We start from the raw sequence: 23881 nt of genomic DNA on the forward strand, positions 1-23881 counted from the left end.
TGGCAAAGAATTGATTGCTGAACGATTACACTATTTATCGCCTCGTTGGGATCAAAACTTTATCAAATTGAACTGTTCTTCACTGAGTGAAAATTTACTAGAAAGTGAGCTGTTTGGCCATGAGTCTGGTGCATTTACTGGTGCAAAAGGACGACATGAAGGCCGTTTTGAGCGCGCTGACGGTGGCACACTGTTTTTAGATGAGTTAGCCAACACATCTGGATTAATCCAAGAAAAATTATTACGTGTTATCGAATATGGTGAATTTGAACGCGTCGGTGGCAGTAAAACGGTTCAATCTGATGTTCGGCTTATTTGTGCCGCCAATGAAGATTTACCCACCTTGGCTGACAATGGTGAGTTTAGAGCAGATTTACTCGATCGTTTAGCCTTTGATGTGATTACCTTGCCCCCATTAAGGCATAGAACCGAAGACATTATGCCGTTGGCAGAACATTTTGCGATTAGTATGGCAAGACAACTATCACTAGAGTATTTTGGTGGATTTAGTCCACTCGCGATAGAACAATTAATGATGCACCGCTGGCCTGGAAATATCCGCGAATTGAAAAACGTTGTTGAGCGAAGTGTGTATCGTGAAGGGGCTGATGGCCAAGAAATTGATCATATTATATTAGACCCGTTTGCATCGCCCTATCGTCCGGTTAATCGAATCAAAACCCGCGAGCGTCAATCGGCGCCAGTTGAACATGTTGCAGACATCATCACAGAACACCAAGCGCCAAGTACTGAAACAGATGCATCAGTGTTGCTCAATAGCATCGAATTTCCAATAGATTTTAAAGAATATACTGAAAAAAGCGAAATAGAATTATTACAACGCGCGTTAGCTGAAGGCCAGTATAATCAGAAAAAAACCGCAGATTTACTAGGTTTAAGCTATCATCAACTGCGCGGAATTTTGAAAAAGTACAACTTACTCGACAAGAGCTGATTCTAGGTGGGACATGCGCATTGCCCCAATGCAATGAACACTGTTAAAATGTACCTTCAAAATCGAAAAAATATGATCACACTATGCCTGTTATTGTAAAACGCTGGTATCAGCTGATGTCTTTATGCCTCGCCAGCATCATGTTGACTGCGTGCGGACAGGCTCAATTGCCTTCTGGCTTGGTATATTGCAGCGAAGGTAATCCAGAAAGCTTTAATCCTCAGCTTGTGACATCAGGAACCACTATTGATGCCACTTCTCACCAAATTTACAGCCGTTTAGTTAACTACAGCCAAGAAAAAGCCGTTATCACACCCGGTTTGGCGACATCATGGCAGGTGTCTGACGATGGCTTAAGTTATCAATTTACCTTGCGTGAACATGTGAGTTTTCATAAAACACGCCATTTTAGTCCCAGCAGAGACTTTAATGCAGATGATGTATTGTTTTCATTTAACCGTATTATCGATCCGCTCCACCCCTACCATTTAGTCAGTAGAACTGGTTATCCATTTTTTCAAAGCATTGGATTTGCAGAGTTAATCGACAATATTGAAAAAGTAAATGACTACCAAGTTATCTTTCATTTAGTGCGTAAAGATGCATCTTTTTTATCTAATCTCGCTACTGATTTTGCCGTTGTGTTATCGGCTGAATATGGCTATCAGCTTTTAGTCCAGGGCACCCCTGAAGATATTGATTATTATGCGGTCGGCACGGGTCCTTTTCAGCTAAGCCAATATGTGAAAAACGAATATATTCGTTATAAAAAGAATCCTGTTTATTGGGGCCCCACGGTTGAGATCGATCAATTAGTGTTTGATATCACTCCCAGAAGCACCGCACGTATTGCCAAATTAATTACCGGTGATTGCAGTGTGTCAGCACTACCCAAAGCCGGCGAGTTAGCCGTGCTTGATCAACATAAAGATATTATTGTTGATGCCAAACCTGGACTAAACGTCGCATTTTGGGCCTTCAATACTCAAAAACCTCCGTTGGATGATGTGCGAGTAAGACGAGCCCTTGCACATGCTATTGATAAAAAGAACATTCTAGACGTTGTGTACAATGATACCGCAGTAGAAGCGACTGGGGTGTTACCACCAGCATCTTGGGCTTACAGTAAAAATTTATCGCCCAATGAATATAATCCTGAAAAAGCCAAAGAATTACTTAAACAAGCAGGCGTGTCTAATCTATCGATTAATGTGTGGGCCATGCCTGTAGCGCGAATTTATAACCCGAGTGCACTGAAGACAGCTGAGCTCATCCAAGCAGATTTAGCCCGAGTTGGGGTAAAGCTGAATATCATTAGCTATGATTGGAGTGTGTTCACACAGAAGCTAGCCAGTTCCAATTATGATTCGGTTCTCATTGGTTGGAATGCCGATAATAGTGACCCTGATAATTTTTTCACTCCGCTACTGAGCTGTGCGGCGTTAGCATCAAACAATAATCGCTCTCGCTGGTGCCAAAAAGACTTCGAACATCTATTAACTCAAGCTCAGAGCGTGTCGACCCAACCTGAACGTAAAGCGTTTTATCAATCAGCGGAAGCCATTATTAGCGATCAAGTTCCAATGGTCACGCTCGCTCATGCTAAAAAAGTGGTGTTAAAAAAGAACAATATCACTACCATGCAAATTAGGCCTTATGGCGGTATATCTTTTGCTAAAACAACCCAAATAATAGAGGGAAGCGAATAAATGTGGCGATACCTTTTTAGTCGCATAACCCTGTTTATGGCTACATCATTGATAATGATAGCCGTATTATTTATGGCATCGGGGCAGTTTCCTGTAAGTAAAGCGTATTCACTTTCGGGCATCCAATATCCAACGATTGAACAACAACAGCAAATTCAAAAGGATTACCAATTACAAGATAACCAACTACTGCAATTTACCGCTTACTTGCGCCAACGCTTATCAGGTAACTTTGGTATTTCTAGTAACTCACAGCAAGAAGTATTAGAAGAGTTAGAAGCGGTATTGCCAGCCTCTTTTGAATTATCGTTATTTTCTGGTTTTATTGCGGTGTTCTTTGGTGTTCCTATCGGCATACTCGCCGCGTTAAGCACTAATAAAGCACTGCAGAATAGTATTTTAGCTGTTACTTTAACCGGCTATTCTATCCCAGTGTTCTGGCTTGGCTTAAGCTTATCCATGTGGTTTGGGGTCAATCTTGGCTGGTTGCCTATTTCAGGACAGATTAATTTACTGTACGAAATAGAACCCGTCACAGGGTTTATGTTGATAGACACCTTATTATCCGAGTCGACATATCGGATACCTGCATTTCATGATGCATTGCTGCACTTAATATTACCGGCAGTAACCTTAGCAGTATTGCCTTTTACCTTGGTCGTGAGGATCACTCGACAAGCCATTTTAAATGTGATGAATCAAACCTATATTCGCGCCGCTGAAGCACGAGGCTTACACACGGCTAAAATTCTGTTTCGTCATGTATTGCCCAACGCTTTAATTCCGGTAATAAAAAGTATTGGCTTAATGTTAGGCTCATTTGCCAGTTATGGCATTGTAGTTGAAGTGATATTTTCATGGCCAGGAGTCGGCAGTTGGCTAGTATCGGGCATTTATCAACGCGATTATACTGTGATTCAAGCGGGTATTTTATCTGTCTCATTATTAATTATTTTCTTAAGCATTTTAATTGATTTACTGCATACAGCAATCAATCCAATGAGCAGAAAGGAATTGTATGCCTCGAATTAAGATATACCAAGAAGACCATATAGCCTCTCCTATGTGGCGGATGTGGCAAACATTTTCGGCAAATCCTTTTGCCGTAATAGGTTTGTGGGCAGTGATTTTTTTATTAATACTCACCATTTTCGCGCCACTGCTTGCGCCATATTCACCCGAAATGCAGGACCAGCAAGTACTGCTGTTGCCGCCATCTTGGGATCCTGCCGGATCTGTAGAACACTTTCTCGGCACCGACGATCTAGGACGTGATATTTTTAGTCGTATTTTACACGGCGTACAATTAACCTTTGGCATGTCATTAATTATTGTTGCCGCGTCGCTATTTATTGGCTTTATTATCGGTTCGCTTTCAGGAATGATGCGCGGAATTAAATCGAGTATTTTAAGTCATTTATTTGATGCATTGCTGTCTATCCCTTCGTTGCTCATGGCTATTTTAGTGGTTGCCGTAATGGGACCTGGGCTTAATAACGTGTTTTGGGGCGTTGGAATTGCCATGGTTCCGCAGTTTGTACGCGCGATCCATCTCGCTGTGCATGAAGAACTACAAAAAGAATATGTTACTGCCGCCAAATTAGATGGTGCAAATTCATTGCAAATTTTTTGGTATGTCATTATGCCAAATGTGTGGGATGTAGTAATTATTCAGGTCACAATGGCCATATCAGCAGCAATATTAGATATCGCAGCATTGGGTTTTTTAAACCTTGGAGCTCAAGCACCGAGTCCAGAATGGGGGGCTATGGTCGCACAAGGGCTGGATAATTTGTTACTCGCCCCATGGACGGTTACTATACCGGGTGTCGCAATCTTGTTTACCGTATTATCGGTCAACTTAGTTGGCGATGGTTTACGTTCTGCGCTTGCACCGATAAGAAATTAACCTATGCCTTTACTTGATATTCGTAATCTCACCATTGAATTAGATACCCCTGAGGGCACAGTAAAAGTGCTTGAAAAAGTCAGTTTGACCATCAATCCCGGAGAGATCCATGGGCTGGTAGGTGAATCAGGCTCGGGACGCAGTTTATTAGCCAAAGCAATATTAGGCGTGCTCGGTCCTAATTGGCATATTATTGCCGATCGTATGATGTGGGATGGAAAAAATCTATTGGAAATGAGCGCCAAACAAAGACGTAACCTAATGGGTAGCGAAATGGCAATGATTTTCCAAGATCCGTCAGGCAGTTTGGACCCAGTTAAAACCATAGGTAGTCAATTAATCGAAGCTATGGTGCCCAACAAAAACATTCCTTTTTGGCGCCGTGGACATGATACCTATTTAAATGCCCAGAAATGGCTTCACAAAGTTGGCATAAAGAAGCCCAGAATGCTGATGAAATGTTATCCATGGGAATTGTCCGAAGGTGAATGTCAAAAAGTGATGATTGCGATGGCGGTAGCGAATCATCCTAAATTATTGATTGCCGATGAGCCGACCAACTCCATGGAGGTCAATACCCAAGCGCAAATTTTTAGATTGTTATCGCAACTCAACCAACTGCAAAATGTGTCGATTTTATTAGTAAGTCATGAACTTGAAACCATGGTGCATTGGTGTGATAACTTAACGATTTTGTACAGTGGTCAGGTGATGGAATCTGGACCTGTGAGCGAAATGGTCGCAATGCCCTATCACCCTTATACTCGGGCATTATTAAAAAACCTGCCTGACCACACTGAAAAAATGCGTCACAAGGCAACCTTACCCACATTACAAGGCTCGTCACCGTCTTTACAACATTTACCAGCCGGTTGTCGACTTGGTCCTCGCTGTCCAGAAGCGCAGAGAAAATGTGTAAAACAGCCTAATCTTGAACATATAAAAGACCGCTATTTCGCCTGCCATTTCCCTTATCAAAGTGAGCAAGAAGATGACGACGCCATTGCTTAAAGTTACCGACTTAAGTAAACAATACTTAACTGGTTACAAGCATTTTAAACCTCAATACTATCAGGCATTATCTCCAGTTTCATTTGAACTGGGTCGTGGTGAAACCTTAGCGATTGTAGGGACTGTTGGTTCAGGTAAAAGTACCCTAGCCAGAATTCTCGTGGGCGCAGAACAACGCAGTGGCGGCGAAATATTTTTTGAAGGTGAAGCCTTAGGTTCACGTAATTTAAAACAACGCTGTCGTTTGATCCGGATGATTTTCCAGGACCCAACGACCTCGCTAAACCCACGTTTATCGATTGGCAACTTGCTTAAAGAACCCTTACGGTTTAATACTCAGCTAAACTCACAAGAGCGTAAAACCTTGGTGATTGAAACCTTAAGAAAAGTGGGCTTATTACCAGAACACGCAGAGTTTTATCCACACATGATTTCAGAAGGGCAAAAACAGCGAGTCGCCGTTGCGCGGGCCTTAATGCTTAACCCTAAAATTATTATTGCAGATGAAGCACTAACAGCTTTAGATTTATCGGTTAGATCTCAAATTATTAATCTGCTATTAAAGCTGCAAAAAGAGATGGGGTTATCGTATATTTTTGTCTCGCATAATCTCAATATTATCCGACATGTGAGCGATAAAATCATGGTGTTGCAAAATGGTCATATGGTTGAAAAAACAACCACAGAAGCCTTATTTACTTCACCACAGCATGAATATACTCAGCGACTAATTCAAGAACAAAGTCAATTTATGCAAAAACGCTAAACTGCTCCAACCACTATGGTTTAGAGGCCGTTTTTGTAAAAATTAGTGCCATTTGGCCGTCGAACTATTTATCCTAGAGCCAATGTTAAAGGAAGAAGCTTAAATATGATTATTAAACCTAAAATTCGTGGCTTTATTTGTACCACAACTCATCCTGTTGGCTGTGAAGCTAACGTTAAAGAACAAATCGAACTCATTAAAGCCAAAGGCAAAATTGCTAATGGCCCTAAAAAAGTATTGGTTGTCGGCTCTTCAAGTGGCTATGGCCTTGCATCTCGTATCACGTCAGCATTTGGAAGCGACGCTGCAACCATCGGCGTATTTTTCGAAAAACCCAGCTCTGAAACTAAACCTGGTACAGCAGGTTGGTACAACACAGCGGCATTTGATAAGTTTGCTAAAGCAGAAGGCTTATATTCAAAAAGTATCAACTGCGATGCATTCAGCCATGAAGCGAAACAAAAAGTCATTGAATTGATCAAGCAAGATTTAGGTCAAATCGACATGGTGGTGTACTCGTTAGCCTCACCGGTTCGTAAAATGCCAGACACAGGTGAAGTTATCCGTTCATCACTGAAACCCATTGGCCAAACTTATACTGCCACGGCTGTTGATACCAACAAAAACACCATTATTGACACTTCTGTAGAGCCTGCAACTGAGCAAGAAATTACTGATACCGTCACGGTAATGGGCGGCCAAGATTGGGAATTATGGATGAGTGCGCTAAGCGACGCTGGCGTATTAGCTGACAACTGTAAGACAGTTGCATATAGCTACATTGGTACTGAATTAACTTGGCCTATTTATTGGCATGGCGCCTTAGGTAAAGCCAAAATGGATTTAGACCGTGCAGCCCACGCCCTTGACAGCAAATTATCTGCTACTGGCGGCTCAGCTAACGTTGCAGTGCTAAAAAGTGTCGTGACACAAGCAAGCTCAGCCATTCCAGTCATGCCTCTTTATATTGCTATGGTGTTTAAAAAGATGCGTCAAGAAGGCTTACATGAGGGCTGTATTGAGCAAATACAGCGTTTGTTTAGTGAGCGCCTGTATCGTGTTGATGGCCAAGCACCCGCAGTGGATAGTGAAAACCGTTTACGCCTTGATGACTGGGAACTTCGTGAAGAAATCCAGCAGCATTGTCGTGATTTATGGCCACAAGTCACTACTGAGAACTTGAGCGAATTAACAGACTACAATGAATACAAAGAAGAGTTTTTAAAACTGTTCGGTTTTGGTATTGATGGTATCGATTATGATGCAGAAGTCGATCCTAATGTTAGCTTTGATGTAATTGAATTATAAATAATATCGCTCTTAGCTAGTGTGAACAAAAAAGCCATAATGCCGTGCATTATGGCTTTTTTATTGTCTTAATCTTCAGCGATCACGCTGAGAATTAACACATGTTAGCATTGTGTCACTCACGCTGCATGTTGGATATATTCGCTGCAACACAAACTTAAACTATGGGTAAAAAGATAAGCAGTTGCGGTGAACCCGCTAACGATTTGGCTTGTTGCTCTTCGGTCATCTTGTCAGCAATCACATCTCGCTGCACAAACAATGGAAAATTCCTTAAGCTGACATCGTTCAAATTAAGCCAATTGCGATACAGGTAGTCTATTGCAGCACCTAAGCCACTATCATTGACCGCTTGCTCGCCACTTAAACGGATCATGGCACATCGTCCCTGTGGGATCGATTTAAGTTTAATCTGGCTCGATTCTAACGCCACTGGCTCTAAGCTTGTCAGTGTCTCGTTAGCTAACGAGACACCAATATCAATTCGATATTGCGCTTTAGCAGCTGACTCAGAGGTTGAATAAAACAGATTAAAGGTTTGACTGCCCATAGGAGATAAACCGTGCTGGCGACGCCATTCAATAAATCGCGCAATGGTTTGAGGTAATAACGAGGGATCACCATGATGTTCCATCACAGCTAATGTTTGCGCAGCAAACGATACAATCTCAACTGAATAAGATTGCTCATCTTGCTGATTAACTTCCGTTTGAAACGATTTTAGCGGTTGTTGCTTAGCAAAAAAATTGCCCCAATCAGGCGCTTGTTGGAACGATTCAGGGCTTTGACCAATACTGCGAGTGAACGATTCGATAAAGTGTTGTTGGTTACGATAAGCCAGTTTTGCCGCTATAGTGGCAAAAGGTACCTGCTTACCAAAACCTAATAAATGGGCGGCCTCTAAGCTTTTAAGCAGTTCGACATAAGCTTCAATTGATATGTGGTACAGCGCATAAAATAACGCTTCAAAGTGGCTTTGGGGAAGCTGGGCAATATTGGCCAACATGTTGAAGTCAACTGGCTCATTTAAGTGTTGATCTAAATAGGCAAGTGCCCGCTCAAATGCTTGATCTAGTCTGTGGCTCATGCCCTCTCCTTTTGAAGTAAATTATCGCAGCCTAATATTTATCATAACGAAAAAAATGTAAATTAACCTGTGGTTTCTGCGCGTCTAATCAGCGCATTTTGGGGTTAAAAAGGTGACGATGTAAACTAGTCGACTAATTGAATATCCAAACCCTCTAGCAAACTCAGTGCCTCAAATCGACTGAATATGGCTTGCTTAACGGTATTAGCCGTAATATCAATTTGATAATTCGACGCATCAGTAAAATTGGCGCCAGTTAAATTAGTATGACTAAATTGACTTAGATTAAGATCGGTTAACCGCAAATCGGCTTTAGTTAAATTAGCCTCTCTAAAGTCGACATCATGGGCACGACAATCAACAAGTGTAAGCTCGGGTAAATTAAGTGAGTAAAAATTACTGCCGTCGAGCAAACATCGTTCAAACTGAATCGTAGTTTGGGTCATAAATTGTGGCCAATGGGCTTTAGTCCAATCAATACCTATAGCTTTACAGTCGCGAAAAATAACGGCATCAAACTCAGTATCAATCACAGACAACACACTCAAGTTACACTGACTAAAAGTACAATCGATAAATTGGCAATGATAGAAATCGCTCTGGTTAAAATCACATTGCATGAAGTAACAGCGCTCAAACGTAATGTTGTTGAACTGTAAATCCACTCCTTTAAGGGACTCGAATGAATCATCATTATAGTGCGATAAGGCAAACAATTTACTCGTTTGTTCTCTAGTTACCTTGCTCATGGTTGATATCCCCTTATAAACAAAAAGACCTAGACGTGAGCCTAGGTCTTTAATATTTCATTGACTACAAAACGTAATTAGTCTGCTACAGGATACTCAATTTGAGCATCTGCCTTAAGTGAGGCAACTACAGCACGGTAATCAGCTTCGCTGTATTGAGGTGCAATACGCTGTTTAAGCGACTTAATCAGATTGTCATTAATGCCTTCGGCTTCATTGACCTTATCAACTACAATCACCGCATAACCAGTTGCTAACGCTGCGGTATCAATAGTGACACTATTCTCAGCAGGTGCAGCAATCTTAAAGGCTTTATTGGTGATAGCTTGATCGATATCCTGATTAAAACGACCTAACTTAGCTAACGTGGTTAATGATGCGCCCGTTAAGGTATCATTACCCGCTTTTAACTGAGCCATATACTCAGCAGCTTTATCACGAGCACCGTCATTGGCTTTATCTTGCTTCAAACGTTCAACAATACCCGATTTAACATCAGCAAAACTCATGATGCCAGCAGTCTGATGTTTTTTCATGCGCACAACCACAACATGGTTTGGCGCAAGCTCAATGACATCACTATTCAAACCGCTCGCTAATACTTGGTCAGAAAATGCTGCTTTGATGAACTCAGGGTTATTGAACTCAGCGGGTACATCATCACGAGAAAATAACGCCGTTGATTGCACTTTTGCATTAACTGCTTGGGCTGTTTCGGCTAAAGTATCCGGGATTTCGTAACTGGTATCAGCTAATTTGGTTTGTAAGCTATAAAACACATCAAGTGCTTTCTTTTCTTGAAGTTGAGCAACAATTTTCTCTTTAACATCTTCAAAAGCAGTAGCTTGACTTGCTTGAACATCTAATAGCTTGATGATGTGATAACCGAACTCACTTTTCACAATAGATGAAACTTGACCTTTTTGTAATCCAAAAAGCGCTTCATCAAATGCAGGATCCATCACACCTTGTTCAAACCAATCTAACTTACCGCCTTCTTGTGCGCTAAGGTTATCATCAGAATCCGTTTTAGCCACTTCGGCAAAATCTTCACCCGCGGTTAACTTAGCTTCAATTGCATCAGCTTTAGCTTTGTCGGCACTGTCATCATCTGTTGCGGCAACAAAAATATGCGCAGCAAGACGTTTTTCGGCTGTTTGATATTGTGCTTTGTTCTCGTCGTAATAAGTTTTCACTTCTTCGTCAGAGACGTCACTGTTTTTAGCCATGTCAGCAGCATTTAATTCAACATACTCTAGGCTAACTTTTTCAGGGCTCATGTATTGCGACACGTTAGCATCATAATAGCTTTGCGCTTCTTCATCAGACACAGAAACAGTTGATAAGAAAGGAGTTGAATCGACAACTAGATAACGTATATCACGAGTTTGACCTTGGACTTCAGCAAGTTGCTTAGCCTCACCGTCTAACACAAACTCACTGCCCACGAGTGCATTTAATAACTGACGACGGGTCATGTCGACGCGCATCATGTTTCTAAAACTTGTGGTTTGATAGCCTAACTGACGCAATACCGCTAGATAGCGCTCATTATCAAATTTACCGTCAGTTTGAAATGCAGGCTCTTCAATAATGGCTTTTTTAATTTGCTCATCAGATACACGCAAGCCTAGTTTATTGGCTGCTTGATCAATGAGTTTGTCAGCAATTAAACGATCCAGTACGTTTTGTTTAATGCCATTCATATAACTTTCGTCAGCGGCTAATGCTGTAAACATTTCACCGAGCTGTTGCTCTATACGAGAGCGTTCATTTTGAAAAGCCTGCTCTAGCTCGTTGGCACTAATTTCGTCACCATTAACAACAGCAGCAGGTACACCCGTGTTTGAGCCTAAATAACTGCTCACACCGGCAAAAGCAAAAGAAAGTATCACAAGTACTAGAATTGTTTTTGCAACAATCCCCTGTGATCCTTCACGAATTTTTTCTAACATCTGAATTCTCGCTTGTTGCGATTAATAAAATAAAAAGGCGCATCACCTTGTGGATGCGCCTTATTGTAAATTATATGGAGTTATCAGACGCTACCACGGGTATGACCCAATACTCCCAATATTGATTATGCAGAACATAACAATATTGCTTTTCGTAAAAAGCACCGCCTAAGCAGTGCTTGTATTACGAATGCCTTACAAAGGCAACGTTATTAACTATGAGTTAACCGCGTCTTTTAGCGCTTTGCCAGCTTTGAACGCAGGAATGTTCGCAGCAGCAATTTTAATTTCATTACCCGTTTGTGGGTTACGGCCAGTACGTTCAGCACGTTGACGTACTTCAAATGTACCAAAACCAACTAGAGAAATCTTATCGCCATCTTTAAGACCTTCCGTTACAGCAGCGATAAAAGAATCCAGTGCGCGGCCAGCAGCAGCTTTAGAAATATCAGCACCAGATGCGATTTTCTCGATTAGTTCAGATTTGTTCATGTCATCCCCTTGAATGTTATTGTCGCGCCGCAACCAAATCTATGTTTAGAGCGGTCTGCGGAGGCTTTATTTTATAAGCTTGATAACACACCAAACTTAGTACGAAAACCAAAAAATGAAATTGGATACAGCTCAACGTCAGATGCCCCAAGGGCTTGGTGCGTCTGACTCTCCACCAACCTAGGCTACCACAGGTCAGCGTTTTGTTAAGCCCCTTTTTTGATTTTTTTTATGCTCTATAGCAATTTTTTGACTAACAAGCTATTTTTTGACCACTTCGAAGCCTTCAACTGGTCGCTCAAGCGCCAATTTCAGGACTTCATCAATCCAACGTACTGGATGAATGGTTAAATCTGCAATCACATTCGCTGGAATTTCTTCCAAATCGCGTTCGTTTTCTTGAGGGATCAATACATGCTTGATTCCGCCACGATGTGCAGCCAATAACTTTTCTTTTAAACCACCAATTGGCAGAACTTCACCGCGAAGGGTTATTTCACCTGTCATGGCAACATCACTACGAACTGGATTGCCCGTTAAGCTCGACACTAACGCAGTACACATAGCCGCGCCTGCTGAAGGGCCATCTTTTGGTGTTGCCCCTTCAGGTACATGGACATGAATATCACGTTTTTCATAAAAGTCGTTATTAATACCCAAATTTTCCGCGCGGGCACGAACGACTGTCATCGCAGCTTGAATAGACTCTTTCATGACATCACCGAGTGAACCGGTATAGGTTAATTTACCTTTACCTGCTACAGATGTTGCTTCGATGGTTAATAAATCACCACCCACTTGAGTCCATGCAAGTCCGGTCACTTGGCCTATTTGGTTATTCGATTCAGCTTTACCAAAATCAAAACGTTGTACGCCAAGGAATGACTTTAAATTATCCTGGTTAACTTCAACCACTTTGACCGTTTTATCAAGCAGAATATGCTTAACTACTTTACGGCAAATTTTTGATAATTCACGCTCTAATGAACGCACACCCGCTTCACGAGTGTAATAACGAATAATCCCTAAAATAGCACTGTCATCGACAATGATTTCTTTTTCTTTAAGGCCATTACGTTCAATTTGCTTGGTCAGTAAATGCTTCTTCGCGATATTAAGCTTTTCATCTTCGGTATAACCCGATAAGCGAATCACTTCCATACGGTCAAGTAAAGGACCCGGTATATCCATAGAGTTTGACGTAGCCACAAACATTACATCAGATAAGTCGTAATCAACTTCAAGATAATGATCGTTAAACGTTGCGTTCTGCTCTGGATCAAGTACTTCTAACAAGGCTGACGATGGATCGCCACGCATGTCTGAACTCATTTTGTCGATTTCATCGAGCAAGAACAATGGGTTTTTAACGCCCACTTTGGCCATTTTTTGAATGACTTTACCTGGCATTGAACCTATGTACGTACGGCGATGACCACGAATTTCTGCTTCATCACGCACGCCACCTAGTGCAACACGGACATATTTACGTCCAGTGGCTTTAGCAATTGACTGCCCCAGTGAGGTTTTACCTACGCCCGGTGGTCCAACTAAACACAAGATAGGTCCTTTAAGCTGTTTAACACGACTTTGAACCGCTAAATACTCAAGAATACGTTCTTTAACTTTTTCAAGTCCGTGGTGATCGGTATCAAGTACTTCTTGTGCTTTGGCTAAGTCACGCTTAATTTTTGAGCGTTGTTTCCAAGGCACAGCTGTCATCCAGTCAACATAGCTGCGCACAACCGTGGCTTCAGCAGACATAGGCGACATCATTTTAAGCTTGTTTAATTCAGCAATGGCTTTTTCTTTCGCGTCGGTTGGCATACCAGCGTCTTCAATCTTACGCGCCAATACTTCAAATTCGTCGTGGCTTTCGTCAATATCGCCTAATTCTTTTTGAATGGCTTTCATTTGCTCATTCAAATAGTATTCGCGCTGACTTTTTTCCATCTGCTTTTTAACGCGGGTACGGATGCGTTTTTCAACTTGCAGCAAGTCAATTTCTGATTCCATCATCGCCATCAGATATTCAAGACGCTCACCGACATTGATCATCTCAAGCACGGATTGCTTATCTTCAAGCTTCAATGGCATATGTGCAGCCATGGTATCAGCTAAGCGAGCCGCTTCATCAATACCCGATAATGAGGTTAATACTTCAGGTGGGATCTTTTTATTTAGCTTGATGTAGCCTTCGAACTGGCCAATAGCACTGCGTACTAAGACTTCTTCTTCTTTATCACTTAACTGCTCAGACTCTAAGTATTCAGCCGTTGCAGCAAAAAACTCTTCTTCTTGAGTGTATTTCTTGATTTTGGCACGTTGGCCACCTTCAACTAATACTTTTACCGTGCCGTCAGGAAGTTTAAGAAGCTGTAAAATAGAGGCAACGGTACCAATATCAAAAATGTCGTCTTTGGTCGGTTCGTCAAGATCTGCATCTCGCTGAGCAACTAATAAAATTTGCTTGTCTTGTTCCATTGCCGATTCCAGGCAACGAATTGATTTTTCCCGTCCTACGAATAGCGGAATTACCATATGCGGGTAAACCACCACATCTCGCAGTGGTAATACGGGGAGTTCGATATGCGCTTCACGCTCTTTAGTCATGGCTCGATTCCGTTTAATGAAATAGACTTAATACTGATTATATTGGGGTGATGTTATCAGTTTCAATGGTCAATACGAAAAAAGGAGTCCAATGGACTCCTTATTTTTCAACTTACTAGTTATCAGTACAATTATTGCTCGCCTGAAGCGGCCAGAGTCTCTGTATTTTCGTAAATCAAAATTGGAGCTGATTCACCTTTAACAACGGATTCATCAACAACCGCTTTAATCACTCCCTGAGTCGATGGAATATCGTACATGGTATCAAGCAAAATGCTTTCTACAATTGAACGTAATCCACGTGCACCCGTTTTACGTGACATCGCTTTTTGAGCAATCGCTTGTAATGCATCATCACGGAACTCAAGTTCGACATTTTCCATCTCAAATAACGCGCTATATTGCTTGGTTAACGCATTTTTAGGCTCAGATAGAATTTGAACCAGTGCAGCTTCGTCTAACTCAGTTAGCGTAGCAACAACAGGTAAACGACCAATAAACTCAGGGATCAAACCAAATTTCACTAAATCACCAGGCTCTACTTGGCTTAGTATTTGTGAAATGGTGGCTTTATCCGCCTCGCCTTTTACTTCTGCACCAAAGCCAATCCCGGTTCCTGTGTGAGCTCGTTGTTCAATGACTTTTTCAAGTCCAGCGAACGCACCACCACAGATAAACAGAATTTTAGAGGTATCCACTTGCAAAAATTCTTGCTGTGGGTGCTTACGTCCGCCTTGTGGAGGAACAGAAGCTACCGTGCCTTCAATTAGCTTCAGTAGCGCCTGCTGAACACCTTCACCCGACACATCGCGAGTAATTGAAGGATTGTCAGATTTGCGACTGATTTTATCAATTTCATCGATATAGACGATACCGCGTTCAGCTTTTTCAACGTCGTAATCACACTTTTGCAGTAACTTTTGAATGATGTTTTCAACATCTTCGCCCACATAACCTGCTTCGGTTAGCGTGGTTGCATCTGCCATAGCAAAAGGAACATTGAGTGAGCGTGCCAGTGTTTCAGCTAATAATGTTTTACCACTACCAGTTGGACCTAATAGCAGGATATTACTTTTACCAAGCTCAACACCGTCTTTTATTGCGCCATTACGTAAACGCTTGTAATGATTGTATACCGCAACAGAAAGCACTTTTTTGGCTTGATCCTGACCGATTACATAGTCATCAAGATGTTTGCGTAGCTCATGCGGTGTCGGCAACTTGTCTTCATCACGCTTAGGTGAAATCTCTTTGATTTCTTCACGGATGATGTCATTACATAAATCAACACACTCATCACATACATAAACTGATGGGCCAGCAATCAGTTTTCTGACTTCATGCTGACTTTTTCCGCAAAAAGAGCAGTACAGCAATTTGCCGCTGTCACCGTTATTTTTGTTATCGCCCATTATTCTACCTCTGTTTCCAACTTAGGTTAACCCTAAGCGCTGCTTGTAGATACTTATCATAACCACATAGATGACTTAACGTCTTTCAGTACAGAATACCTGAAAGATTAGAGAAAATCAGCTATCGGTTTTAGCCGCGACTTGTTAGTAATGAATCGACAATACCATAATCAACAGCTTGAGTAGCACTCATGAAGTTATCACGGTCAGTATCGCGTTCAATGATTTCCAACGGTTGGCCAGTATGATCAGCCAACATTTGGTTTAATTTATTCTTGATGCCTAGGATTTCCTGAGCATGAATGGCGATATCTGATGCTTGACCTTGGAAGCCACCTAATGGCTGATGGATCATCACACGAGAGTTAGGTAAGCAATGACGTTTACCTTTAGCGCCGCCGGCAAGTAAGAATGCACCCATACTAGCAGCTTGCCCCATACACACTGTACTGACATTAGGCTTAATAAACTGCATGGTGTCGTAGATCGCCATACCCGCTGTAACTGAACCGCCAGGAGAGTTAATGTACAAATAAATATCTTTATCTGGGCTTTCTGACTCTAGGAATAATAACTGAGCAACAATAAGGTTAGCCATGTGTTCTTCTACTTGGCCAACTAAGAAGATGACTCGCTCTTTTAATAGACGAGAGTAAATATCATAAGAACGTTCACCTTTAGCTGTTTGTTCAACAACCATAGGTACAAGAGCATTGAGTACTGATTCTGGTGCTTTATGCATTATTCATTTCCCTAAAAATAAAAATGGCCCGCATGAGGAACCTCATACGAGCCATTATAAATGGCGAACCACTTGTTAAGTCAAGCTTAGCTTACGCTCGTCCAGTAGCCTTGTTCATAAATTCTTCAAAAGCAACGTCTTTAACGGTTACTTTTGCTGATTTTAACAATGCTTCAACAGCTTGCTCTTCAAGCGCTACGTTGCGCATGTTTTGCATGAGTTCTTTATTTGAGTTGTAGTATGAAACAACTTCAGATGGATCTTCATACGCTGAAGCCATAGATTCGATCAATGCATTAACACGATCATCTTCAGCTTTTAGCTCGTTAGTCTTAATCACTTCGCCTAATAGCAAACCGATTTTAACACGACGCTCTGCTTGCTCAGTGAAAAGTTCAGCCGGAAGTTCAGGCATATTTTCAGTTTGGCCACCAAAACGCTGCATTGCTTGTTGACGAAGTACATTCACTTCACCTTCAACAAGTGCTTTAGGGATAGAGATGTCATTTGCTGCTAATAAACCAGTAATAACTTGCTCTTTCACATTCGCTTTCAGCGCTTGCTCTAGTTCACGAGTCATGTTTTTACGGATTTCAGCTTTAAGTGCATCTAAGCCACCTTCAGCAATACCAAACAAAGAAGCAAACTCATCATTCACTTCAGGTAAGTTAGCTGCTTGAACTTCAGTTAAGGTAATAACGAACTTAGCCGCCTTACCTTTTAAGTTTTCAGCGTGGTAATCTTCAGGGAAAGTCACTTCGATTTCGAATTCATCACCCGTTTTATGACCAATGATACCGGTTTCAAAACCAGGGATCATACGATTGCTGCCTAATTGAAGTTCAAAATCATCAGCTTTTCCGCCTTCAAATTCTTCACCATCAATAGAACCAATAAAGTTCATTTTAACTTTGTCGTCAGCTGTAGCTTCACGTTCAACAGCAGCAAAAGTAGCATGTTGCTTACGTAACGTTTCAATCATTACATCAACGTCTGCATCATTAACTTCAGCTTTAGGCTGTTCAACTGCAATGCTATCTAAACCCGTTAAAACAACTTCTGGGTAGATTTCAAATGTTGCAACGAATTCGAAAGAATCACCTTCAGTTGAACCAGGAGTAAATACTGGTGCGCCTGCTGGGTTTAACTTCTCAGCTACAATAGCTTCTATAAAGTTGCGTTGCATCACTTCACCAGTGATGTCTTGACGAATGGCTTTACCATAACGCTTGTTGATTTCGCCGATAGGCACTTTACCTGGGCGGAAACCTGGAAGACGAGCACGCTTAGCTTCACGCAATACGTTGTCTTTAACCAATTTCTCGATTTGCTCAGCAGGTACAGAAATAGTTAGGCGACGCTCTAGGCCTTGAGTTGTTTCAACAGAAACTTGCATTTTTTTACCTCGAAATATGTCTAACGTTCTTTGAATGGTCGACAACTCAACCATTAGATATTCGTTTCTTGACTACGGGTTTAGCTCTGATACCCAGCACAGCGATAATATCGATGCTGAAGACGCTGTTGGTATAGGTAGCTTATTTTTGATATTTATCAAGACGCGACATTATAGCTACCGTTTTTAACAGAGTCGAGCCTGAAAAGGTCGATTTACGTGATAAAAGGGCTAACTGATGGTCAATTTTGATGTGTTTGCACGTTTAATGCGCGAAATGAGTTTTTATCAGATTGGATATGCATTGCAGTAAATCAACTATGGTAAACAAATACATTTTTCAGCAACACAATGAGTGTCTCGAAATACACGTTGATTTGAACAGAAAAAAATGGGGTGACTGATGGGGCTCGAACCCACGACAACCGGAATCACAATCCGGGACTCTACCAACTGAGCTACAATCACCATTGAAATGGTACGCCCGGCAGGATTCGAACCTGCGACCACCCGCTTAGAAGGCGGGTGCTCTATCCAACTGAGCTACGGGCGCATGGTTACAGCAATAAGCTGTTTCCTGTCTGGCTGAACAAGTTTACTTGTTCTATTATTCGCTAATAATAGCAAATAACATTTAATTTGGTCGGTGATAGAGGATTCGAACCTCTGACCCTCTCGTCCCAAACGAGATGCGCTACCGGGCTGCGCTAATCACCGAAATCTTACTTTGTTTTCGAAATGTTTATTACTGCTATACAGCAACCTTGTTGTCTCGAGAACGGAGCGCATCTTAACTAGTCACCTTGATATCGTCAACGATTTTTTTAACTCTGGATGCTATATGACGAATTTAGCAGCAAAAACCATGATTAGCATCATAGCGCGAATAGTTTATTCACTGTATTTTCATCGTCTAGCAAATGACACTCTTCATTGCGCCTGCTAGAATAACCGCCGTTCGACCATCGACTTCAACACCTGCGTCACTCAAAGGAAACTCTACAGCCATGACTGCTCAACTTATTGACGGTAAAGCCATTGCACAATCTATCCGCACCACACTAAAACAAAAAGTAGCACTTCGAAGACAAGCTGGATTCCGCGCGCCAGGTCTTGCGGTTATTTTAGTGGGCAGTGATGCCGCATCTCAAGTCTATGTCGGCAGTAAACGCAGAGCTTGTGAAGAAGTCGGTTTTGAATCTCAATCTTTTGACCTGGACACAAGTACAACCCAAGCTGAACTATTAGCGTTAATCGATGAGTGTAATGCTAATCCCAATATTGACGGAATTTTAGTACAACTTCCTTTACCTGATCATATTGATGATTCAAAAGTCATTGAACATATTCGTCCAGATAAAGATGTTGATGGTTTTCATCCATACAATGTTGGCCGTTTAGCTCAACGTATCCCGGTTCTGCGCTCTTGTACGCCGATGGGGATTATGACGTTAATCAAATCTACCGGTATTGATACTTACGGTTTGGATGCTACTGTTGTCGGAGCGTCGAACATTGTCGGCCGTCCAATGACACTGGAACTCTTATTAGCTGGTTGTACTACAACCACCTGTCATCGTTTTACCAAAAACTTAGAGCAAAAAGTGCGTCAAGCCGATTTATTGGTTGTTGCTGTGGGTAAGCCTGGTTTCATTCCTGGTGAGTGGATAAAACCTGGCGCTATTGTGATTGATGTCGGTATTAATCGCTTGGAAAACGGCAGTTTAGTCGGTGATGTGGAATTTAATATTGCCGCCGAAAAAGCCGCATTTATAACTCCGGTTCCTGGCGGCGTTGGTCCAATGACCATTGCGAGCTTATTAGAGAATACTCTTTATGCTTGCGAGCAGTATCATAGCTAGTCCAGCTGGCTGCGGATGAATAACAAAAAAGCCTGCTATTGTAGGCTTTTTTGTTTTATGGGCAAACTAAATTACTTTTTACGCCATGTCGTTCCGCTAGGGCCGTCTTCTAACACAACGCCTAACTCATTTAAGCGATCACGCGCGATATCGGCTGCAGGCCAATCTTTTTCAGTTCGGGCACGGTTACGCTCAACAATTAGTGCTTCAACTTCTGCCACTTCATCGTCACTGCCCTCACCCTTAAAGAAAGCCTCAGGCGTTTGGCTGATAAGACCAAGTACATCGGCTAATTGCTTCAAGCTGACACCTAATGCCGACGCAGCTGCCATATCAGTTATTTTAAGACGATTAATTTCACGGACCATATCAAATAAAACCGAATAGGCTTCAGGCGTATTAAAATCATCATCCATAGCAGATTTGAATTTGGCAACAAACGCTTCAGCAGGCGCAGCGTCGACAGTCAAATCTAAATCTTTAATGGCTGTGTATAAACGCTCTAATGCTGCACGTGCTTGCTTTAAATTATCTTCAGAATAATTTAACTGGCTACGGTAATGACCTGACAATAAGAAATAACGTACAGTTTCAGCGTCATAATGCTTAAGCACGTCACGAATAGTAAAAAAGTTGTCTAATGATTTAGACATCTTTTCACGGTCAACCATCACCATTCCGGTGTGCATCCAGTAATTCACATAAGGCGTGTCATGGGCACAGCAAGACTGCGCAATTTCATTTTCATGATGTGGAAACTGCAAATCAGATCCGCCACCATGAATATCAAAATGTAAACCTAAATGCTTACTGTTCATGGCAGAACATTCAATATGCCAACCCGGGCGACCAGGACCCCAAGGTGATTCCCATGTAGGCTCACCCGGTTTAGACATTTTCCATAGCACAAAATCCATAGGATTGCGTTTAGCATTATCAATTTCAACCCGAGCACCAGCTTGAAGTTGGTCAAGGTTTTGCCCAGAAAGCTGGCCATATTGAGGGAACGACGCAACACTAAATAATACATCACCATTACTGGCAACATAAGCATGGTCGCGATCAAGCAAACGCTGAACCATATCGATAATTTCTTCAATATGTAACGTAGCTCGCGGCTCAAAATCAGGTCGTTTCATGTTCAGCGCATCAAAATCTTGATGCATTTCGCCAATTAAACGCTCAGTAAGTGACTCACACGACTCATTATTTTCAGCAGCACGTTTGATAATTTTATCATCAACGTCAGTAATATTGCGCTGAAAGTTCACCTCATAACCTATGTAACGTAAATAACGTACTATCATGTCAAACGAAACAAAGGTACGCCCGTGACCAATATGACATAAATCGTAAATGGTCACGCCACAGACGTACATTCCGATTTTACCTGGATTTATTGGTTTAAATTCTTGTTTATCACGGCTAATACTATTGTAAATCTTCAACATCGATTGTTCTCTTTTACACTAATTTATAACGGTAAATGTTAATGCAGATTCTAACATGATGTCACCTGTTTTGAACACTGCACTTTAAGCGGCAGTTAAGATAAGTTAGAATCGCGCAAATTAATATTTTCAAGTGAGATAACATGATTACTTTACATACCAATATGGGCGATATTACTTTACAACTAAATGAAGAAAAGGCGCCTATTACTGCCGCTAACTTTATGCAGTATGTTGAAGATGGCTTTTTCGAAGGTACTATTTTTCACCGTGTTATTGACGGTTTTATGATCCAAGGTGGTGGTTTCACTGAAGACATGAGCCAAAAAAGTGTTAAAGCATCAATCAAAAACGAAGCTAGCAACGGTTTATCTAACCGCAAAGGCACTGTTGCAATGGCGCGAACCTCTGATCCTCATTCAGCAACTGCACAGTTTTTCATTAACGTCAAAGACAATACGTTCCTTGATTTTAAATCAGAAACCTCGCAAGGCTGGGGTTACTGTGTGTTTGGTGAAGTCGTTGAAGGGTTAGACATCATTGAGCAAATCAAAAATGTCCCAACAGGAAATAATGGTATGCATCAAGATGTACCATTAGAAGCTATTGTGATCAAAAGCGTTAGCGTTAAAGCGTAATTTTGAAAACAACAATCTTTGTGGGCGATTTGCACTTAAGTGCTGATCGTCCCGATATTACTCAAGCCTTCGTGTATTTTCTAAATCATGGTTTAGACGATGCTGAAGCGCTTTATATCATTGGCGATCTATTCGAAGTGTGGATGGGTGATGATATTGCTGAGTCATTTAGTGTTGCTATCGCTGATGCAATCAAAATGGTATCAAACACGCTACCTGTGTACTTTATTCATGGTAATCGTGACTTTATGGTAGGCAAACAATTTTGCCAACGAGCAGGCATGCAAGTATTACCTGAAGTGTATTGTATCGACTTGTACGGTGTGAATACTGTTATCTTGCATGGTGATAGCCTTTGCACACTTGATGTTGACTATCAGCGATTCAGACGCTTTAGAAGCTTTAGAGTCGTGCGCTGGTTATATGCTCGCTTACCTAAAAAGACACGCTTAAACATTGCTGCAAAAATTCGTCAAAAAAGTGTCCAAGGTAATCAACAAAAACACTACGAAATTATGGATGTTGAACCAAGCGCAGTGACTGCTCTGCTGGCGAGTACTGGCTGCCAACGCATGATCCATGGTCATACGCATCGTCCGGCGATTCATCAATTATCTGCAACGCATCAACGCGTAGTAGTGGGCGACTGGTATACTCAAGGTAGCGTCTTAAATGTGAATGAACATGGGTGCGAGTTAGTTACACTGCCCTTCTCAGACACCAAATAGGCTCACTTGTGATAATGATGACACATTATCTGTGAGCCTTAATGAGACGCGCTCAACCATTGAGCTATTGACTCGGTACACCACTGTGAAAACGAAATTCGCTGTCCTCAGCCAAAATCAATCTCTTCTCAATTTGTCGAAAGTAATCAATTCGTTCGCTGATATCAACGCCTGCTATATCTTGAGCAAGGGCTAAATAATCTTGAAAATGCCGAGCTTCAGAGCGTAGTAATGAGGTGTAAAACTTAGCCAGCTCATCATCTAAGTGTGGCGCAATTTTAGCAAATCGCTCACACGAACGCGCTTCAATAAACGCCCCAATAATTAATTTATCAATAATGGTCAGTGGCTCATGGGTTCGCACATGAATGATCAATTGCCTGGCATAACCCCCTGCGCGAATATTACTGTAATCAATACCTCGTGCCGTCATAATCTGTAGTACTTGTTCAAAATGATGGAACTCTTCTTTGATCAGGCGCACCATTTTACTCATGACATCAGCACTATAAGCTAAGTGCTCATTGGCGACTAATTCACTAGTGATATCATTCTTTTTACTATCGCGAGCCAAAAAGGCATGTGCGTCACGGTCTTGTTGGTAAACAAAATCCTCGTAGGGCTTTGCCCAAGCCTTTAATAGATGAGCGCTACTTTTATCAATCGCATATTTGCGGATCATTAAAATAGCTGTTTGCGCAGCTTTGAGCTCGCAGTTGCAATGGTCAATAAGCAATGGGATTAATTGCGACGGTTGTTTTGCTTTTTCAACCCAAAGGTCTGGGGTCTCACAACCTAAAAAGTCATGAATTGGCGCAAGTAATTGCTGCATAGAATGAATAACTCAGTCAAGAATCTACGCTCAGTTTACCTGTAGAGTGATCATTTCTGAAGCCAAAAACGTAATACTCCTTGACGAAAGTCTATTTATGTTCAATAAATAAGCTAAGCATCTAATTTAACGCTTTTATAACAGATGCAATCGATCACCTTAAATGATGATTCTAGTGTGGGATAGGGTCATAACTGAACAACATAGATATTGGCAACGATGGAATGAGTTTACTGCCAATACAAAATAGGTTGTTAAGTTGATGT

Annotated in this window: 20 protein-coding genes and 3 tRNA genes; 10 read left to right on the top strand and 13 right to left on the bottom strand. The window is 41.6% G+C overall.

What is annotated here, in order from left to right:
* The 7 genes from pspF to fabV form a co-directional block, all read left to right on the top strand.
* Positions 1-955, top strand: a 955-nt coding sequence (pspF, locus tag H5185_RS10875; protein WP_182742090.1) for a phage shock protein operon transcriptional activator, incomplete at its 5' end; no start/stop codon positions are given.
* 83 nt (positions 956-1038) lie between these two features.
* Positions 1039-2664 (top strand): ABC transporter substrate-binding protein, encoded by a 1626-nt coding sequence (locus H5185_RS10880; protein ID WP_182722131.1) that lies wholly within the window; start codon positions 1039-1041, stop codon positions 2662-2664.
* A complete protein-coding gene (locus H5185_RS10885; RefSeq protein ID WP_182742091.1) occupies positions 2665-3696 on the top strand; it encodes an ABC transporter permease subunit in 1032 nt (343 codons plus the stop codon).
* The gene (locus H5185_RS10890; RefSeq protein ID WP_124016415.1) at positions 3683-4573 is read left to right on the top strand and encodes an ABC transporter permease subunit; all 891 of its coding nucleotides are present in this window, start codon (positions 3683-3685) and stop codon (positions 4571-4573) included. The genes H5185_RS10885 and H5185_RS10890 overlap by 14 nt, the downstream gene beginning before the upstream one ends.
* Positions 4574-4576: 3 nt before the next feature.
* A complete protein-coding gene (locus H5185_RS10895; RefSeq protein WP_124016414.1) occupies positions 4577-5584 on the top strand; it encodes an oligopeptide/dipeptide ABC transporter ATP-binding protein in 1008 nt (335 codons plus the stop codon).
* Positions 5565-6350, top strand: a complete 786-nt coding sequence (locus H5185_RS10900) for an ATP-binding cassette domain-containing protein (protein WP_124016413.1) — start codon at positions 5565-5567, stop codon at positions 6348-6350. The genes H5185_RS10895 and H5185_RS10900 overlap by 20 nt, the downstream gene beginning before the upstream one ends.
* A gap of 105 nt (positions 6351-6455) precedes the next feature.
* A complete protein-coding gene (gene fabV, locus H5185_RS10905) occupies positions 6456-7658 on the top strand; it encodes an enoyl-ACP reductase FabV (protein ID WP_182697026.1) in 1203 nt (400 codons plus the stop codon).
* Between the two features lie 157 nt (positions 7659-7815).
* On the opposite strand, the gene H5185_RS10910 is transcribed toward fabV, so the two are convergent.
* The 11 genes from H5185_RS10910 to H5185_RS10960 form a co-directional block, all read right to left on the bottom strand.
* Positions 7816-8745: a GyrI-like domain-containing protein gene (locus H5185_RS10910; RefSeq protein ID WP_182697027.1), complete on the bottom strand. Its 930-nt coding sequence runs from the start codon at positions 8743-8745 to the stop codon at positions 7816-7818.
* 125 nt (positions 8746-8870) lie between these two features.
* Positions 8871-9494, bottom strand: coding sequence for a pentapeptide repeat-containing protein (locus tag H5185_RS10915; RefSeq protein WP_182697028.1), 624 nt, complete (start codon positions 9492-9494; stop codon positions 8871-8873).
* Between the two features lie 77 nt (positions 9495-9571).
* Positions 9572-11449 (bottom strand): SurA N-terminal domain-containing protein, encoded by a 1878-nt coding sequence (locus H5185_RS10920; RefSeq protein WP_182722128.1) that lies wholly within the window; start codon positions 11447-11449, stop codon positions 9572-9574.
* Between the two features lie 216 nt (positions 11450-11665).
* On the bottom strand, positions 11666-11941 hold the full coding sequence (locus H5185_RS10925; protein ID WP_124016408.1) for an HU family DNA-binding protein: 276 nt from the start codon (positions 11939-11941) through the stop codon (positions 11666-11668).
* Between the two features lie 261 nt (positions 11942-12202).
* A complete protein-coding gene (gene lon / locus H5185_RS10930; RefSeq protein ID WP_124016407.1) occupies positions 12203-14554 on the bottom strand; it encodes an endopeptidase La in 2352 nt (783 codons plus the stop codon).
* A 131-nt stretch (positions 14555-14685) separates the two neighbouring features.
* On the bottom strand, positions 14686-15966 hold the full coding sequence (gene clpX / locus H5185_RS10935; protein ID WP_124016406.1) for an ATP-dependent protease ATP-binding subunit ClpX: 1281 nt from the start codon (positions 15964-15966) through the stop codon (positions 14686-14688).
* Positions 15967-16096: 130 nt separating this feature from the next.
* Positions 16097-16708, bottom strand: a complete 612-nt coding sequence (gene clpP, locus H5185_RS10940; protein ID WP_124016405.1) for an ATP-dependent Clp endopeptidase proteolytic subunit ClpP — start codon at positions 16706-16708, stop codon at positions 16097-16099.
* A 91-nt stretch (positions 16709-16799) separates the two neighbouring features.
* Complete coding sequence (gene tig, locus H5185_RS10945) at positions 16800-18104, bottom strand: trigger factor (protein ID WP_124016531.1); 1305 nt, start codon at positions 18102-18104, stop codon at positions 16800-16802.
* Positions 18105-18496: 392 nt separating this feature from the next.
* A tRNA-His gene (locus tag H5185_RS10950) sits at positions 18497-18572 on the bottom strand.
* Positions 18573-18580: 8 nt separating this feature from the next.
* Positions 18581-18657, bottom strand: a tRNA-Arg gene (locus H5185_RS10955).
* A gap of 87 nt (positions 18658-18744) precedes the next feature.
* Positions 18745-18821: transfer RNA gene (locus tag H5185_RS10960), tRNA-Pro, on the bottom strand.
* Between the two features lie 290 nt (positions 18822-19111).
* Here H5185_RS10960 and folD point away from each other — a divergent pair.
* Entirely contained in the window at positions 19112-19966 is an 855-nt protein-coding gene (gene folD / locus H5185_RS10965) for a bifunctional methylenetetrahydrofolate dehydrogenase/methenyltetrahydrofolate cyclohydrolase FolD (protein ID WP_182697030.1), read from the top strand.
* Positions 19967-20037: 71 nt separating this feature from the next.
* On the opposite strand, the gene cysS is transcribed toward folD, so the two are convergent.
* Positions 20038-21417 carry a cysteine--tRNA ligase gene (gene cysS / locus H5185_RS10970; RefSeq protein WP_124016403.1) on the bottom strand — a complete coding sequence of 460 codons (1380 nt, stop codon included), beginning with the start codon at positions 21415-21417 and terminating at the stop codon, positions 20038-20040.
* Between the two features lie 143 nt (positions 21418-21560).
* Here cysS and H5185_RS10975 point away from each other — a divergent pair, with 143 nt between their 5' ends.
* Complete coding sequence (locus H5185_RS10975; protein ID WP_124016402.1) at positions 21561-22055, top strand: peptidylprolyl isomerase; 495 nt, start codon at positions 21561-21563, stop codon at positions 22053-22055.
* Between the two features lie 2 nt (positions 22056-22057).
* Complete coding sequence (locus H5185_RS10980; protein ID WP_182742092.1) at positions 22058-22783, top strand: UDP-2,3-diacylglucosamine diphosphatase; 726 nt, start codon at positions 22058-22060, stop codon at positions 22781-22783.
* A 64-nt stretch (positions 22784-22847) separates the two neighbouring features.
* On the opposite strand, the gene miaE is transcribed toward H5185_RS10980, so the two are convergent.
* Positions 22848-23615, bottom strand: coding sequence for a tRNA isopentenyl-2-thiomethyl-A-37 hydroxylase MiaE (gene miaE, locus H5185_RS10985; protein WP_182697032.1), 768 nt, complete (start codon positions 23613-23615; stop codon positions 22848-22850).
* Positions 23616-23881 lie beyond the last annotated feature (266 nt).

The sequence above is a fragment of the Shewanella sp. SG44-6 genome, assembly GCF_014164185.1.
GTDB classification, from domain to species: Bacteria; Pseudomonadota; Gammaproteobacteria; order Enterobacterales; family Shewanellaceae; genus Shewanella; species Shewanella vesiculosa.